Raw genomic sequence first — 16,777 nt, forward strand, 5'->3', positions numbered from 1 at the left:
GTTTTTTGAGTAAATAATCAATGTTGTTTATTGTCTTCTTCGAATCGCTTGCGTTGCAGCGCCTCCTTCTTGCGAAGCACCAGCCACAGCACAAATACAATGAGGTACGAAGCAGCTACGGTGACATACTTCTCAGTATCGCTGATTTCCGTATTGCGGGGAAGGAAATAAGCGGCAGTAGCAGAAACGTAAATAAGCAGGGCCAACGTGAGCCCGGTAGATTTCTTGATTTTCTTCATTACCAAAGTTTTTTAGTCGTCTTAAAATACCAAATATTAAACCAAATAGCAGCCAGCACAACAGCTATCAAGGCTATGCCCAGCGCATAATTCGGACCGAGCCCGAAACCTTCGGGAGCAATGCAGATGTAAGTGGTACACACAGCCGTCATGAATAATGCCGGGAAATAGGTGACGTAATAATAACGTCCTTTCTTCTCGCGTACCAGATAGACCGTAATGGCCCACAACGTAAAGACGGACAGAGTCTGATTGGCCCAGGCAAAATAACGCCAAATCATATCAAATCCATCCTTGTCCCGCAGGCTGTAAAGCAACAAGCTAATGGCTACCAGGAACATCGGGATGCATATATATAAACGGCGACGCATGGATTTTTGTTCCATTCCCAAGAAATCCGCCACAATGAGGCGCGCTGAACGGAAAGCCGTGTCGCCACTGGTAATAGGCGCGGCAATAACACCCAGAATGGCCAATACGCCACCTACGGCACCCAGCCAGTCTTTTGTAATGGCGTCTACAATGATAGAGGCATTCGTCTCCCCCATCCCGTTCTCGTGGAAGAAATAAGTGGCGGCGGCAGCCCATATCAGAGCTACAATGCCTTCGGTTATCATTGCCCCATAGAAAACGGGGCGTCCGTGGCGCTCGCTTGTCATGCAACGTGCCATCAGCGGACTCTGCGTGGCATGGAAGCCACTGATGGCACCGCAGGCAATGCTGACGAACATGATGGGGAAGATGGGCAATGCAACCGCATCGGGATGCGTGTTCTGCAATCCGTCCCATATCTCCGGCAATGCAGGATGGTTGACGTAAAGCATTACCAGAATACCGACCGCCATGAACAGCAGGGCAACGGCGAACAGCGGGTATATCTTACCGATAATCTTATCTACCGGCAGCAAAGTGGCAAAGATATAATAAGCGAAAACAACAATAATCCAGAAGGTGGTATCCAAGCTGTCGGGGGTCAGCTTGGCAAGCAGTCCGGCCGGTCCTGCCACAAAGACAGCTCCCACCAATATCATCAGGATGACGGTAAAGCCGCGCATCACCTGCTTGGTGGTCAGCCCCAGATAGCGTCCGATGATTTCCGGCAGGCTTTCCCCGTCATGCCGCAAGGAGAGCATACCGGCAAGATAGTCGTGCACTGCACCGGCAAAGATACTGCCAAGTACAATCCACAGATAGGATGCCGTACCGAACTTAGCTCCCATGATGGCACCGAAGATAGGTCCCAACCCGGCAATATTGAGAAACTGTATCATAAAGATTTTCCAAGTAGGCAGTGGAATGTAATCCACACCATCGGCTTTGGTAAGGGCGGGTGTTTTGCGGTCATCGGGACCAAAGACGCGTTCTATGAAGCGTCCGTAGATAAAATAGCCGGCTATCAACGCCAGCAGGCAAAGCGTAAATGTAATCATGGCGTGTTAATATCTTTAATGTATGCAAATGTAACAGTTTCCAAGTAAACAGCACAAAATAATCGGGTGTTTTGCTTATCTTCGCCGAGAAATATGACAGAAATAAAGAAGAAAAGAGAAAAATGAAACGAATTATTTCCATTTTACTATATATGGCCGTCTTGCTGCCACTGGCTGCGCAACCGCCCAAGCATGAAGTGCGTGCCGCCTGGATAACTGCCGTCTATGGCCTGGACTGGCCGCAGACACGCACCACTTCGCCCGAAGGCATCCGCAAGCAACAGGCCGAACTGATTGAAATATTGGACAGACTGAAAGCCGCCAATTTCAACACAGTACTGTTCCAGACCCGTACACGGGGAGATGTCCTCTACAAATCAGCCATCGAGCCCTACAACTCCATACTGACCGGAAAGGTGGGCGGCGACCCCGGCTACGATCCGCTGGCTTTTGCCATAGCCGAATGCCACAAGCGCGGTATGGAGTGCCATGCCTGGATGGTGACCATCCCTCTGGGCAACCGCAAGCATGTAGCCGCCCTCGGTAAAGAGTCCGTCACCAAAAAGAAACGCGCCATCTGCGTACCCTACAAACGCGAATACTTCCTGAATCCCGGACATCCGCAAACCAAAGAGTACCTGATGAGCCTTGTCCGCGAAGTGGTGGAACGCTACGATGTAGACGGGATACACTTCGACTACCTGCGCTATCCGGAAAACGCCCCCCGTTTTCCCGACAGCTACGACTACCGCAAATACAGCAAAGGACGCAGCCTTGCCCAATGGCGCAGAGACAACCTGACGGAAATAGTACGCTATATATATAAAGGTGTAAAAGCCATGAAACCCTGGGTAAAGGTCAGCACCTGCCCGGTAGGAAAATACAAAGACACTTCCCGCTACCCCTCCCGTGGCTGGAATGCCTTCCACACCGTCTATCAAGACGTGCAGGGTTGGCTGGGCGAGGGCATCCAGGACCAGATTTATCCGATGCTCTATTTCCGTGGCAATCATTTCTATCCCTTTGCCCTCGACTGGCAGGAACAAAGTAACGGACGCCAAATCATTCCCGGTCTGGGCATCTACTTCCTCGACCCCAGCGAAGGGAACTGGACGCTGGACGAGATTGAACGGCAGATGCACTTTATCCGCGCCCACGGTCTGGCGGGCGAGGCACACTACCGCGTGAAGTATCTGATGGACAATACGCAAGGGCTTTATGATGCGCTAGAAGAAGACTACTATACCGCCCCGGCCCTGCAACCCGCCATGCCGTGGATAGACAATGCAGCTCCTACACCTCCCTCCGGACTCACGGTGGAAACACCGGAAAACGGCTATTGGAAACTAAGCTGGCAACCCGCCACGGACAATGACAAGCGGAATGCTCCGATGTATGTAATCTACGGTTCGGACACCTATCCCGTAGATACCTCCAATCCGGAGAATATCCTGGCACAACGAGTACAAGGCACGGAATATACCTATGCCCCCATCCGCCCGTGGACTGCCCGAAAATATTTTGCCGTGACAGCCATAGACCGTTGCGGAAACGAAAGCGAAGCTATTCAGCAGCAGTGACACAGACAAAAGCCCGGTAACGGCTCTTCGGAGTGACCGGTACCAGAGGCAGATAGCCGGAAACAACCCTGCCGTCCTTCACCACCAGCGGATAGCTTTGCATATCCTGCTCATGCCGCTCCATCAAAGCTTCATGGGTCGGAAAACAATCAATGGAGAAACGTCCCTCCCCACCGGGGACAATGAAATGATCACTAAGCACATGGGAAACGATTCCCATATTCATCCGTAGATTTATTTCGACATGGGGGTTGATGGCATACGGATGCCCTTCCTTCTGACGGCAGACCATCATGTCCACACCCAAGAAACCCATATAAGATGTAGCATAACTCGTTTCCAATGCTTTCTGCATCATATTGCGTATGCGTACAAATGCTTCAAAGGGTACATATTGCTGAATCCATTCCTCCACTTGCTCATCCGAAGTAAGGATATTACCACGATATGCCCCTTTGTCATCCGTAACAAAACGGGAATAGCCGACAAAAAGAAGCTTTCCCCGACCATCCGAATAAAATTCCATGGCAAAGTCTTCCACCTTATCAAATATAGGCTCCATCACAAAACCTCTATTTTCTTTCAGCGCCCTACTACACCAATCGGAAACATTTTTCGTAAAGCCATGACGGCACCAGCACAATCCCTTTCCACTTCCCGACCAAAGTGATTTGAACACACATCCCTCCTTGTAACGATCAACAATATCCGGAGAGATATCCGTCATTCTACCATCAGCCTCCACCAAGCAACAACCGTCACCACAAGTATAATCTATTTTATTGAAATAGAAAAGTGCGCGAAAAGCCAAAGCGTTACTACGGGCAGCCTTCATACGATATTTATCCAAAGCATCCGGCGTAGGAAGATTTTTTTCCAGAACACCGCCTTTCAACATCCGTTTACGGATAGCGGGGTTCCATCCCCAAGGCATTACCCGCACATCAGCATAATCGGGTAGCTCCGGCTCTGTCACCAAATGCACATCCAGCCGGAACAACTGTTGCATCTGTTTCAGATAATCTGCATTATAGGCGGAAGAGGCCAGTACCCCACTACCCGGCTGGGCATACCAAATCGGCAACAAAGCCAAGTCTTCAGCCATACGGCGGATGGTAGCGGGCGCCATATAATTTTCTTCATTATTTCCCAATGCCATATCTGCATCAGGATTGAACACATAAAGTTTCATCTTTCAAATGTTAACCAATTACTCACGTTTTGTATGAGAGTGCAAAGTTATATAATATTTTGCCATCTCTACTTTGCAAATCTATAAAAAAGCCGTATATTTGTCGCCCAATAAACCGAATTTAAAGCATGGAAGCATTTTACCGTACACACGCTTATCTCGTAGAGCATACCAATGCCCCCGTACGCCGCGACCTAATGGACGAAATAGACTGGAATGACCGTCTTATCGGTATCAAAGGCACAAGAGGCGTAGGTAAGACTACTTTCTTGCTGCAATATGCCAAAGAGAAATTCGGCACAGACCGCTCCTGCCTCTTCATCAACATGAACAACTTCTACTTCTCCGGACATGGCATCGTGGAGTTCGCCGCCGAATTCCAGCGCCGCGGAGGAAAAGTGCTGTTGATAGACCAAGTATTCAAGTACCCGGAATGGAGCAAGGAACTGCGTATGTGCTACGACCGCTTCCCCAACCTGAAAATCGTGTTCACCGGCTCGTCCGTGATGCGTCTGAAAGAGGAGAATATGGAGTTGCGCGACATCGTGAAGAGCTACAACCTGCGCGGCTTCTCCTTCCGCGAATACCTGAACCTGCAGACGGGCATGAAGTTCCATGCCTATCCGTTGGAAGAAATCCTGAGCAACCACGAACAGATAGCCAAAGGCATCCTCTCCAAAGTACGTCCATTGGACTACATGCAAGACTATATGCACCACGGCTTCTACCCTTTCTTCCTTGAAAAGCGTAACTTTTCGGAGAATCTGCTCAAGACGATGAACATGATGGTGGAAGTGGATATCCTGCTCATCAAACAAATTGAGCTGAAATACCTTTCGAAGATAAAGAAATTACTATATTTGTTGGCCGTGGACGGGCCGAAAGCGCCGAATGTCAGCCAACTGGCAAACGACATACAGACCTCCCGCGCCACAGTAATGAATTACATCAAGTATCTGGCAGACGCACGACTCATCAATATGGTCTATCCGAAAGGAGAAGAATTCCCCAAGAAGCCGTCGAAGATAATGATGCACAATTCAAATCTGATGTATTCCATCTATCCCGTCAAGGTGGAAGAGCAAGACGTACTGGACACTTTCTTTGCCAACACAATGTGGAAGGACCACAAGGTGAACAAGGGCGACAAGAACATCTCGTTCATGGTAGATGAGGTGATGCCTTTCAAGATTTGTCCGGAAGGAACAAAGATAAAGAATAATCCGGGAGTTACTTATGTACTGCATAAGGCAGAAATAGGCCGAGGCAACCAAATACCTCTCTGGTTATTCGGTTTCTTGTATTAAGAGAGAGATTTTTTTACTTAAATAAATAATTCAATTTAGTTATGACTAAACAGAAGAAATTCATTACTTGTGATGGTAACCAGGCTGCTGCACATATCTCGTATATGTTCTCCGAAGTAGCTGCCATCTACCCCATCACCCCCTCTTCTACGATGGCTGAATACGTAGACGAATGGGCTGCCGCAGGTCGCAAGAACATCTTCGGCGAAACAGTATTGGTACAGGAAATGCAGTCAGAAGGCGGTGCTGCAGGTGCCGTCCACGGCTCTCTGCAAGCCGGTGCGCTGACTACTACTTACACAGCTTCACAAGGTCTGTTGCTGATGATCCCGAACATGTACAAGATTGCCGGTGAATTCCTGCCTTGTGTATTCCACGTATCAGCACGTACATTGGCAAGCCATGCACTGTGTATCTTCGGTGACCACCAGGACGTTATGTCTGCACGCCAGACAGGTTTCGCCATGTTGGCCGAAGGTTCTGTACAAGAAGTTATGGACTTGGCAGGTGTTGCCCACCTAGCCACCATCAAGGCCCGTGTTCCGTTTATGAACTTCTTCGACGGCTTCCGTACTTCTCACGAAATCCAGAAGATTGAAATGTTGGAGAACGAAGACCTCGCTCCGCTTATCGACCAGGAAGCTTTGGCTGAATTCCGCGCACGTGCATTGAACCCGATGAACCCGGTTGCCCGTGGTATGGCCGAAAATCCTGACCACTTCTTCCAACACCGTGAATCTTGCAACAACTACTATGAAGCAGTTCCGGCTATCGTTGAGGAATACATGAACGAGATTTCCAAAATCACAGGCCGCAAGTACGGTTTGTTCGATTACTACGGTGCAGAAGATGCAGAACGCGTTATCATCGCCATGGGTTCTGTAACGGAAGCTGCCCGCGAAGCTATCGACCACCTCGTTGCCAATGGCGAAAAGGTTGGTTTGGTTGCCGTTCACTTGTATCGTCCGTTCTCTGCCAAGCACTTCCTTGCCGCCGTTCCCAAGACTGCCAAGAAGATTGCCGTACTGGACCGTACGAAAGAACCGGGTGCTAACGGCGAACCGTTGTACCTCGACGTAAAAGACTGCTTCTACGGTGCAGAGAATGCTCCGGTTATCGTAGGCGGCCGCTATGGTTTGGGTTCCAAGGATACTACTCCTGCTCAAATCCTCGCCGTTTACAAGAATCTGGCTATGCCGATGCCGAAGAACCACTTCACTATCGGTATCGTGGACGACGTTACCTTCACTTCTCTGCCCCAGGAAGAAGAAATCGCATTGGGCGGCGAAGGTATGTTCGAAGCCAAATTTTACGGTTTGGGCGCTGACGGTACAGTAGGTGCCAACAAGAACTCTGTGAAGATTATCGGTGACAACACCGACAAGCACTGCCAGGCCTATTTCTCTTACGACTCCAAGAAATCAGGCGGTTTCACTTGCTCGCACCTGCGTTTCGGCGACACTCCTATCCGCTCTACATACCTGGTAAATACGCCTAACTTCGTGGCTTGCCACGTTCAGGCTTACCTGCACATGTACGACGTAACCCGCGGCTTGCGTAAGAACGGCTCTTTCTTGCTGAACACCATCTGGGAAGGCGAAGAGCTTGCCAAGAACCTGCCCAACAAGGTGAAGAAGTACTTTGCACAGAACAATATCACTGTTTACTATATCAATGCAACCCAGATTGCACAGGAAATCGGTTTGGGCAACCGTACCAACACCATCCTGCAATCCGCATTCTTCCGTATCACCGGCGTTATTCCGGTTGACCTGGCTGTAGAACAGATGAAGAAATTCATCGTTAAGTCTTACGGCAAGAAGGGTGAAGACGTTGTCAACAAGAACTACGCAGCAGTTGACCGTGGCGGCGAATACAAGCAACTGACCGTTGACCCGGCTTGGGCCAATCTGGCAGACGACGCCAAGGCTGAAAACAACGATCCTGCATTCATCAACGAAGTGGTTCGTCCTATCAACGCACAAGACGGTGACTTATTGCCGGTATCCGCTTTCAAGGGTATTGAAGACGGTACTTGGGAACAAGGCACTGCCAAATATGAGAAACGTGGTGTAGCCGCATTCGTTCCCGAATGGAACGCTGAGAACTGTATCCAGTGTAACAAGTGTGCTTACGTTTGTCCTCACGCTTCCATCCGTCCGTTCGTACTCGATGCTGAAGAGCAGAAGGGTGCCAACTTCACTCAACTGAAGGCTGTAGGTAAAGCATTCGACGGTATGACATTCCGTATTCAGGTAGACGTTCTCGACTGTCTGGGTTGTGGCAACTGTGCCGATGTCTGTCCGGGCAACCCGAAGAAGGGTGGCAAGGCTCTGACTATGAAGCACCTCGAAAGCCAATTGCCGGAAGCTGCCAACTGGACCTACTGTGCTGAAAACGTGAAGAGCAAACAACATTTGGTTGACATCAAGGCCAACGTGAAGAACTCTCAGTTCGCTACTCCGTTGTTCGAGTTCTCAGGCGCTTGCTCCGGTTGTGGTGAAACTCCGTACGTTAAACTGATTTCCCAGTTGTTCGGTGACCGCGAAATGGTAGCCAACGCAACAGGATGTTCTTCCATCTACTCCGGTTCAGTACCTTCTACTCCTTATACTAAGAACGAAAAGGGTCACGGTCCTGCTTGGGCAAACTCATTGTTCGAGGACTTCTGCGAATTCGGTTTGGGTATGGAGCTTGCCAACGAAAAGATGCGCGCTCGTATCGTGAAGGCTATGGAAGATGCCATCGCAGCAGAAGGAACTCCGGCTGAATACAAAGAAGTATTCCAGGCTTGGATTGAAAACATGTACGATGCAGACAAGACCAAGGAACTGGCCGAAAAGATCATCCCGATGGTAGAAGCAGCCAAAGACAAATGCGACAGCTGCAAGACTATCGCCGGTCTGTCTCAATACCTGGTTAAACGCAGCCAGTGGATTATCGGTGGTGACGGTGCCTCTTACGACATCGGTTACGGTGGTCTCGACCATGTAATTGCAAGCGGTAAGGACGTCAACATCCTCGTACTGGATACTGAGGTTTACTCCAATACAGGTGGTCAGTCTTCCAAGGCTACTCCGGTAGGCGCCATCGCCAAGTTTGCCGCTGCCGGTAAACGCGTACGTAAGAAAGACCTCGGTCTGATGGCTACTACTTACGGTTATGTATATGTTGCTCAAATCGCTATGGGTGCCGACCAGGCTCAAACCTTGAAGGCTATCCGCGAGGCAGAAGCATATCCCGGCCCGTCACTCATCATCGCTTACGCTCCGTGTATCAATCACGGTCTGAAGGCAGGCATGGGCAAGAGCCAGGCAGAAGAGGAAAAGGCCGTTAAGTGCGGTTACTGGCACTTGTGGCGTTACAACCCGGCTTTGGAAGCCGAAGGCAAGAATCCGTTCACGCTGGATAGCAAGGAACCGGATTGGAGCGGATTCCAAGACTTCCTGAAGGGTGAAGTTCGTTACGCATCCGTAATGAAGCAATATCCGCAGGAAGCCGAAGAGCTGTTCAAGGCCGCCGAAGAAAACGCTAAATGGCGCTACAACAGCTACAAGCGTCTTTCCAAAGAAAACTGGGGCGCTGAAGTTACAGAGTAATTCCTTAATTACTAAATAGAAAATAGAGGCTGTTCCCGAACCGGATGCAGCCTCTATTTGTTTTAAATAAAAACATTAAATATCAAAAAGTTATGATCGGATTTATTATTTGGGTTATTGGGGTGGTCCTTGCAGTCAAGGCTGTACTCGAAATCATGAGATGGCCGGTAGACGGAGTAAAGAAGCTCTTGGTCGCAATCATCATCCTGCTCACAAGCTGGATTGGAATCTGTGTTTACTACTTCTGGGGAAGGGAAAACCTGCCTCAAATACTGAAATAAGTTCCAGTATCATTTACAGAAGTAAACAGACGTGTATTAAGAACAAGGGGGATAGACAACAGCTATCCCCTTCTTTTCAGAAACTCGGTAGGACTCTCCCCAAACTGTTCCTTATAGCATTTCGTGAAATAGGAAGGTGACGAAAAGCCCACTTCATAGGCAATCTCCGCTACCGTCATGTCAGAGGAGGCAAGCAGTGAGGCAGCCTTTTTCAACCTCATCTGGCGCAGCAGCTCATTCGGCGAATAGTTGGTCAGCGATTTCAGCTTACGGTAAAGCTGCACACGGCTCATACCCATATTCCGTCCCAAATCCTCCACATTGAGTTCCGCATCTTTCATCCTCTCCTCGACAAGCGATTTGAAGCGGGAGACGAAACCCTTATCCAAATCACTGATGGTTTCCTTCTCGATAGTCTGGTTATCTCCGAAGAACTGCCTCAACTGACGGCGGTTTGCAATGAGATTGCGGACACGAGACAAGAGCAACTGCGAATTGAATGGTTTGGAAATATAAGAATCGGCACCGCCATCATAGCCCTGGATACGCTGTTCGTCCAGCGAGCAGGCCGTCAGCAGAATCACCGGGATATGGCATGTCTGTAACTCCCCCTTCAAGCGGCGGCAACATTCCACACCATCCATACCGGGCATCATTACATCCGAAATAACCACATCCGGCACATACTTCATGGCCAGCCGGATACCCTCTGTCCCGTCCGCAGCATCCAGCACGCGAAATTCTTGCGTCAACAGTGACTTCACATAGTTGCGAATATCAGCATTATCGTCAATTACCAGCACAGTAGGACAATCAGCCTCAACCACCTCTTCGCATGCCTTCACTTCCGTATCTATCAGGGTGGACGACACGTCCTTCTCTTCGGCAGGCAACGTCACTATGGTGGGATGGTACTGCGAAACATCCTGCTGCGGGAAAGTAACGATGAAAGTAGTGCCTTTCTCGTCACTGCGTGCCGTAATGTTACCGCCATGCATCTCTACAAAGGCACGTACCAGCGCCAGTCCGATACCGGTACCGGCTTGATGCCCGTCCACTTGATAGAAGCGCTCGAAGATGGCTTCCACATCGGTCGAAGAAATGTAGCTGCCGGAATTGAAGACGGACAGACTGTAGTTCTGTTCCGACTTTAACAACCGTACGGTGATTTTCCCGTTCTCCGGCGTATACTTCACGGCATTGGAGAAGAGATTGAAGTAAATGCGCTCCATCTTCTCCGCATCTGCCATCATCCGGAAGTCCGTATCGGAAGATGCCTCAAAGCTGAAAGCAATATGTTTCTTCAGCAACGCCATGCGGAAAGAGTCGTTCCAGCCCCGGAAGCTGTCGAGCAAATCAAAAGGTTCGAGATGGAGCTCCATGCGCCCGTTCTCCACCTTCCGGAAATCAAGTATCTGGTTGACCAGGCGAAGCAGGATATGCACATTCTTTTTCATCAGCTCGAGGAGCTGGCGCGGCTGTCCGTCGAGGGTGCGGTTGGCAAGAAGCTGCTCTATGGGATCGGCTATCAGCGTCAGCGGAGTACGGAAATCATGCGAAATATTCGTGAAGAACACCAGCTTGGCGTGCGTAGCCTCCTCCAGTTCATGGGAAAGCTGTTCCAACTGCGACTTCTGCACTTCCAACAGTTCCTTCTGCTGTATCAACTGAGTTTTCTGTTCTTCCAGTTTCTTTTTCTGCATGGACAGCTCACGGTTCAACCGGTTCTTGGCACGCAAGGAGAGGTAGACAGCCACCAACAAACCGACCAGCAACAATAGGGCAGACAGACTGCCATACAAGACAACCTGCTGCGTGGCATAACTGGCCAAATACTGGTTTATCTTTCCGTTCAGGGTTTCTATCTTTCCATCCAGGGTGCCGATGTGGGCGGTCTGCATCTTCATGATGAGAGCATTGTCGTGGTCGACGACGGAAGTGCCCAGGATAGTTTCACGGGGGAAATCACGCTTGTTCAGAATATCCATGGCAATCTGCATCACGCGGTCGCCACCGGTAGGATATATAAACGTGGCATCCAGTTCGCCGGCAAGCACTTTCTCCACTCCATAGTCCTTGCCGGGCAGGGCATCTATGCCGATGAACCGCATATCCTTTTCCCGCCCCTCTCGGGCAGCGGCAGCATAGGCTCCGGCCGCCATACGGTCATTCTGAGCATACACCAGGTCGATATGCGGAAAGCGGCTCAGCAGGGTATCCATTTTCTCTCCGGCCTTGAGTTGCAACCAGGCACCGTCTTCAACGGCCAGCAACCGGATACCGGGATAAGCGGATATAGCCTTCACAAATCCTTGATGACGGTCTACGGCAGGTGTGGAGCCCACCAAACCTGAGATTTCCACCACATCTCCCTGCCCATGCAGCACATTGGCCACATACTCTCCCACAGCTTTCCCTATCTCGTAGTTGTCTGCACCGACGTAGGCCGTGTATTTGTCCGAAAGGATTTTACGGTCCACTACAATCACCGGAATGCCCCGGTTGTATGCCTCCTCCACAACCGGAGTTATCGGAGTGGCTTCATTAGGGGCCACAATCAGCAGATCCACCCCTTCGGCTATCAGCTCACGAATGTCTTTTGCCTGACGGTCATTATCGTCGACGGCAGTACGGATGTCCACCTCCACATCCTCGTAGAAATGGGCTTCACGGAGTATCTCACTGTTCATCTGGCGCCGCCATTCATCCTCGCTACATTGGGAAACGCCGATACGGAAACGTGCCTCGCGCCGGGAGCAGGCAACCGCCACTCCCCAAAGCACGAGCAAAAAGAATAAAATCCGAAGGTTATGCTGTCTCATCTTCACTTTCCTCTGATTTAAGATTGCAGATGAGCAAAGATAACGAAAAATGTGAAAAGAATAAGAAAAATCTATGCCAGCCTTTCTTTCAAGGCCACCGGCAATTCCGGCATGGCACCGCTCTGGGTACATACATAGGCAGAGACTTCCACCGCCAGTTTATGGGCATCGGGCACCTGCTTCCCGCTGAGAATGGCAGCGGTGAAGGCTGCCGTGAACGAGTCACCGGCTCCAACGGTGTCCGCCACCGGTACCTTGGGCGTCTCCTGGAAGGAAACCACTCCCGGAGTGAACACATAGCTGCCGTTCGTTCCGCAAGTCAAGATAAGCATCTTCAGGTTATACTTGGCCAGCAGAATCCAGCATTTGTCCTGCAAGTCGATGCCCGGGTAGCCGAAAATACGGCTGATGGTCACCAGCTCCTCATCGTTTATCTTGAGGATGTTGCAGCGGCGCATGGATTCGCAGAGTATCTCTTTGGTATAGAACCCTTGGCGGAGATTGATGTCGAATATCTTCAGTTGCCCCTCCGCATCGGGCATCGTGTCGAGAAAACGGTTGATGGTGATGCGGCTTGTTTCACTGCGTTGCGCCAAAGAGCCGAAACATACGGCACGCGTGTTCAGTGCCAGACGCTTCAGTTCGTCGGTAAAGGGAATGTTGTCCCAGGCCACGCCTTCTTTTATCTCATAGCACGGCACGCCCACGGCATCGAGCGTCACCTGCACCGTTCCCGTGGGGTAAGGCACGCGCTCAATCTGCGTGCGCAGCCCCTTCCGGGCGAACACATCCAGAATCTCGTCCCCATCCGCATCGGCACCTACGGCACTGACCACACGGCTGTCGAAACCAAACTGCGATGCATGGTAAGCAAAGTTTGCCGGAGCACCGCCTATCTTCTTTCCTTCGGGGAGACAGTCCCACAGAGCCTCGCCCATACCTACTATTATCTTATTCATAATATTATATTGTTTAATGAATGATATATTTTATTCACGGCAAACTCAATGTCCTACCCGCTGCAAACCTAATAAAAAAGTTCCTAACTATAGAATGAAAAGTTGCCAATTATCTATTAAAAAGTCTCTAAGAACTAAGGATTATCTCTATCCCAAGGCTTGGGATAGACATCCGCAACCTTGGGACAGATATCCGCAGCCTTGGGATATGTGTCCGCAGCCTGCGAACAAAGATTACCGCTTCATACGCAGCATATAGAAGAACAAGTACACTACCCCCACCGTCATTACAGCCACGGCACCGCTTTGTCCTACAGCATCACTTGCCAAGCCCATTGCTATCGGAAATACCGTACCGCCGAAGAGCCCCATAATCATCAAGCCGGAAACCTCGTTCTTCTTTTGTGGCATAGCAAGCAACGCTTGGGAGAAGATAACCGGAAAGATGTTCGAATTGCCGAAACCGATAAGGGCAATGCAGATGTATATCATTGCCTTTTCATGGAAAACGAACAACCCTACCATCGCAGCCAACATACATAACACGCTGATGCCGAAGAAGGTTCGGGGAGCCATCTTCTGAAGGATGAAGGCTCCGAGAAAGCAACCCGCCGTGCGGAAGATGAAGTAAAGGCTGGTGGCAAAGCCGGCATCGGCCAGCGTCATGCCCAGACGCTCCATCAGGATTTTGGGCGCTGTGGTATTCGTACCTACATCAATGCCCACATGGCACATGATGCCCAGGAAGCAGAGAAAGATAAACGGCTTGCCCAGCAGAGCGAGGCACTCCCCGAAGGTGGAAGGGCGTCCCTCTTCCTTTTCCTCGCGGATGGAAGTACCGCTCAGCCAGAGAATGGCAATCACCGCAATGACCATATAGACCGGGAACAGCACCCTCCAGCCCATGCCCAGAGACGGAATGGCCTGCGTAGCTCCCCACATGGCGATGTATGGAGCCAGAAACGAAGCAATGGCTTTTACAAACTGTCCGAAGGTGAGCGAACTTGCCAGCCGCTCGCCGCTTACGATATTGGAAAGCAGCGGGTTGAGCGACGTTTGCATCAGCGCATTGCCGATGCCCAGCAATGAGAACGAGAGCAGCATCAGCACGTAGCCGTCTCCGAAAACCGGGAGAAGCAAAGAGGCAAACGTGATGACAAGGCTGAGAAGCACCGTCTTCTTGCGTCCGATGCGGTTCATCAGCATACCCGTAGGTACGGAGAAGATGAGGAACCAGAAGAACACCAGAGACGGGAATATGTTGGCTTGCGAGTCGGTCAGGTTCAAGTCGGCCTTCACGTAGTTGGAGGCGATGCCCACCAAATCCACAAAGCCCATGGCGAAGAAGCAAAGCATGACCGGAAAGAGCTTTGCCAAGGAAGAATTCTTAGTATTTTCCATGCTGAAGATTATTATCTGTTATTTTAATCCGAGTTTGTACACAGTAAACGAGGTGACATTGCAGCTTCCACCTTTAGCATAGAAACTGATGCGGTTGTAAGGTTCCGACGGGAATACAAGATTTGTCATGGCAAAACGTCCGTCGTTGCCAAACGCTTCAATGCTCGACTTGTCTACGAACAAGCGGAGTTTCATTTCATTGCCACCCTCGACAGGAGCCACGGTCACTGCAGGGAAGTCCTTGCTGAACGACACCTCACCACTCTTGGTACGGTCCATGGTGAACGTCTTTTCCGCCAGGTTATAGTACATCTCCACCTCCTCGCCTTTCGAGTTAAAGAGCTGGAATCCTATCACATCCGCATCCTTGTTCTTGATGGTCATTTCGATTTCATACGTTCCGGAATTGTCATTCAGCAGTTTGTCCAGATTATACGTGCGGTCTACCTTGAAAGCACGCTTCTTGCTGCCTTTATCCCTCAGTTTCAGCAATTCGGGAGACGGGGTTACCTTTACATAGGTTTCACCCTCCGAGGTATAGAGCGAAAGGTCACGCGGCACGGAGTTGGCACTACGGTATTGACGGGTGGGCACATCATTGGCATATTGCCAGTTGCTCATCCATGCCAATGCAATGGCACGTCCTGCAGGAGCATTGCTCCAAGTGACAGTTGCATAATGGTCTTTTCCCCAGTCCATCCATTTCGTCACTGCGGGAGACTCGTTCACGAATTTCTTACCGTCAAATGTCCCTACGAAATATTGTGTGGCAGAGCCACCGAACGGTCCGCCCGGATTGAGGTTACAGACGAGTACCCACTTCTTCAGTTCCGTACCTTCAACCGGCAGTTCAAGCAGGTCGGGACACTCCCAGACTCCGCCGTGAGCACCTTGTCCTTCACCGAATTTGCTCTCCAGCGTCCAGTTCTTCAGGTCGGCAGAAGAGTATATCTCCATTTCCTGCCCTACGGCAAGAACCATAATCCATTTCTTGGTATCTTCGTGCCAGATGACTTTAGGGTCACGGAAGTCGCGCTGCGTGGAAGTCAGGATGGGATTTCGCGCATACTTCTTGAAGGTTTTTCCGTTGTCAAGACTATAGGCCATGCTCTGCACTTGACGGTCGCTTGCCGATGTATAGAAGGCAATGACGGCACCGGCACCGAACCCGGCCGTATTATCCTTGTCGACAACACAAGAGCCACTGAAAATTGTTCCCAGCGCATCGGGCGAAATGGCATCTCCGTGATGCTCCCAAGTGACGAGGTCCGTACTGGTGGCATGTCCCCAATGCATGTTCCCCCACATGGAGCCGTAGGGATTATGCTGGTAGAACAAATGGTAGACCCCGTCTTTGTAGAACATTCCGTTAGGATCATTCATCCAACCGTAAGCCGGGCTGAAATGATACACCGGACGGTACTTCTCCCGGTTCGAAACATCGAATTCATCCGACAGTTTCATTTCTTCCCAGCATAAGGCCGAATCCGGAATAAGCTGGAAGTTGAAAGAGAGATGTTTATTATCGAAGCCGGTCAAATCGACCGGAACAAAATAGTCAACCTTATCCACTGCCAATCGCACGTTCATACTGCGTACAACATCATTGTCCGCTATCATATACAATTTTGCCTCCGGAGAAGCCTCTTCCACCGGCAGCAGCAAAAACTTCTTCTGCTCGTCAATTTGGACGATACTCTGTCCGTCACCCAGATGTTTAATCACGAAAGGAGGATTTATGGCCTGGCATGTGAAGACAGCCACGGTAGTTCCTAATATAAATACGGTAAGCGTCCTTCTGATTGTCCGCCAAAAGTCTTTTAAATGAATCATGTTTCTGTTGGTATTAAATTAATTATGTTTTTCTACCATGCAAAGATACGCCACCAAGCAGCAGGAGACTATCTTTTTTGTTTCAAAGCATACTACAAATGTTACATTCAGTCTAAAATAATACAAATTAAATT

11 protein-coding genes are annotated in these 16,777 nt (G+C 50.1%); 4 read left to right on the forward strand and 7 right to left on the reverse strand.

Annotation, left to right across the window (positions count from 1 at the left end; all coding sequences use genetic code 11):
• Nucleotides 1-17: 17 nt before the first annotated feature.
• Together DW896_RS05970 and DW896_RS05975 are read right to left on the reverse strand one after the other, a co-directional pair.
• Entirely contained in the window at nucleotides 18-239 is a 222-nt protein-coding gene (locus DW896_RS05970) for a hypothetical protein (protein ID WP_005826297.1), read from the reverse strand.
• The gene (locus DW896_RS05975) at nucleotides 239-1,669 is read right to left on the reverse strand and encodes a carbon starvation protein A (RefSeq protein WP_008663941.1); all 1,431 of its coding nucleotides are present in this window, start codon (nucleotides 1,667-1,669) and stop codon (nucleotides 239-241) included. The genes DW896_RS05970 and DW896_RS05975 overlap by 1 nt, the downstream gene beginning before the upstream one ends.
• A gap of 122 nt (nucleotides 1,670-1,791) precedes the next feature.
• Here DW896_RS05975 and DW896_RS05980 point away from each other — a divergent pair, with 122 nt between their 5' ends.
• Nucleotides 1,792-3,249, forward strand: coding sequence for a glycoside hydrolase family 10 protein (locus DW896_RS05980; RefSeq protein ID WP_234130887.1), 1,458 nt, complete (start codon nucleotides 1,792-1,794; stop codon nucleotides 3,247-3,249).
• On the opposite strand, the gene DW896_RS05985 is transcribed toward DW896_RS05980, so the two are convergent.
• A complete protein-coding gene (locus tag DW896_RS05985) occupies nucleotides 3,233-4,441 on the reverse strand; it encodes a hypothetical protein (protein WP_044467947.1) in 1,209 nt (402 codons plus the stop codon). The two genes, DW896_RS05980 and DW896_RS05985, sit on opposite strands and share 17 nt — an antisense overlap.
• Before the next feature lie 128 nt (nucleotides 4,442-4,569).
• Between DW896_RS05985 and DW896_RS05990 the strand changes: the two genes are divergently transcribed.
• From DW896_RS05990 to DW896_RS06000, 3 genes are all read left to right on the forward strand, one after another.
• The gene (locus DW896_RS05990) at nucleotides 4,570-5,748 is read left to right on the forward strand and encodes an ATP-binding protein (RefSeq protein ID WP_005826292.1); all 1,179 of its coding nucleotides are present in this window, start codon (nucleotides 4,570-4,572) and stop codon (nucleotides 5,746-5,748) included.
• Nucleotides 5,749-5,789: 41 nt separating this feature from the next.
• Nucleotides 5,790-9,347 (forward strand): pyruvate:ferredoxin (flavodoxin) oxidoreductase, encoded by a 3,558-nt coding sequence (gene nifJ / locus DW896_RS05995; RefSeq protein WP_119993003.1) that lies wholly within the window; start codon nucleotides 5,790-5,792, stop codon nucleotides 9,345-9,347.
• A 92-nt stretch (nucleotides 9,348-9,439) separates the two neighbouring features.
• Nucleotides 9,440-9,628, forward strand: coding sequence for a hypothetical protein (locus tag DW896_RS06000; protein ID WP_117601458.1), 189 nt, complete (start codon nucleotides 9,440-9,442; stop codon nucleotides 9,626-9,628).
• A 62-nt stretch (nucleotides 9,629-9,690) separates the two neighbouring features.
• Here the strand turns inward: DW896_RS06000 and DW896_RS06005 are convergent, their stop codons facing one another.
• The 4 genes from DW896_RS06005 to DW896_RS06025 form a co-directional block, all read right to left on the reverse strand.
• Nucleotides 9,691-12,450 carry a substrate-binding domain-containing protein gene (locus tag DW896_RS06005; protein WP_119993006.1) on the reverse strand — a complete coding sequence of 920 codons (2,760 nt, stop codon included), beginning with the start codon at nucleotides 12,448-12,450 and terminating at the stop codon, nucleotides 9,691-9,693.
• A 71-nt stretch (nucleotides 12,451-12,521) separates the two neighbouring features.
• Nucleotides 12,522-13,409 (reverse strand): carbohydrate kinase, encoded by an 888-nt coding sequence (locus DW896_RS06010; protein ID WP_005826288.1) that lies wholly within the window; start codon nucleotides 13,407-13,409, stop codon nucleotides 12,522-12,524.
• 234 nt (nucleotides 13,410-13,643) lie between these two features.
• A complete protein-coding gene (locus tag DW896_RS06020; protein ID WP_035449592.1) occupies nucleotides 13,644-14,810 on the reverse strand; it encodes an MFS transporter in 1,167 nt (388 codons plus the stop codon).
• A gap of 18 nt (nucleotides 14,811-14,828) precedes the next feature.
• A complete protein-coding gene (locus DW896_RS06025; RefSeq protein WP_117749336.1) occupies nucleotides 14,829-16,643 on the reverse strand; it encodes a GH32 C-terminal domain-containing protein in 1,815 nt (604 codons plus the stop codon).
• Nucleotides 16,644-16,777: the final 134 nt, after the last annotated feature.

Source organism: Bacteroides sp. AM41-16 (assembly GCF_003603495.1).
In the GTDB taxonomy this organism is placed as follows: domain Bacteria; phylum Bacteroidota; class Bacteroidia; order Bacteroidales; family Bacteroidaceae; genus Bacteroides; species Bacteroides uniformis.

Coding starts and splice junctions, on each gene's coding strand:
- DW896_RS05970 (WP_005826297.1), bottom strand. CDS start 239: ATGAAGAAAATCAAGAAATCTACCGGGCTCACGTTGGCCCTGCTTATT.
- DW896_RS05975 (WP_008663941.1), bottom strand. CDS start 1,669: ATGATTACATTTACGCTTTGCCTGCTGGCGTTGATAGCCGGCTATTTT.
- DW896_RS05980 (WP_234130887.1), top strand. CDS start 1,792: ATGAAACGAATTATTTCCATTTTACTATATATGGCCGTCTTGCTGCCA.
- DW896_RS05985 (WP_044467947.1), bottom strand. CDS start 4,441: ATGAAACTTTATGTGTTCAATCCTGATGCAGATATGGCATTGGGAAAT.
- DW896_RS05990 (WP_005826292.1), top strand. CDS start 4,570: ATGGAAGCATTTTACCGTACACACGCTTATCTCGTAGAGCATACCAAT.
- nifJ (WP_119993003.1), top strand. CDS start 5,790: ATGACTAAACAGAAGAAATTCATTACTTGTGATGGTAACCAGGCTGCT.
- DW896_RS06000 (WP_117601458.1), top strand. CDS start 9,440: ATGATCGGATTTATTATTTGGGTTATTGGGGTGGTCCTTGCAGTCAAG.
- DW896_RS06005 (WP_119993006.1), bottom strand. CDS start 12,450: ATGAGACAGCATAACCTTCGGATTTTATTCTTTTTGCTCGTGCTTTGG.
- DW896_RS06010 (WP_005826288.1), bottom strand. CDS start 13,409: ATGAATAAGATAATAGTAGGTATGGGCGAGGCTCTGTGGGACTGTCTC.
- DW896_RS06020 (WP_035449592.1), bottom strand. CDS start 14,810: ATGGAAAATACTAAGAATTCTTCCTTGGCAAAGCTCTTTCCGGTCATG.
- DW896_RS06025 (WP_117749336.1), bottom strand. CDS start 16,643: ATGATTCATTTAAAAGACTTTTGGCGGACAATCAGAAGGACGCTTACC.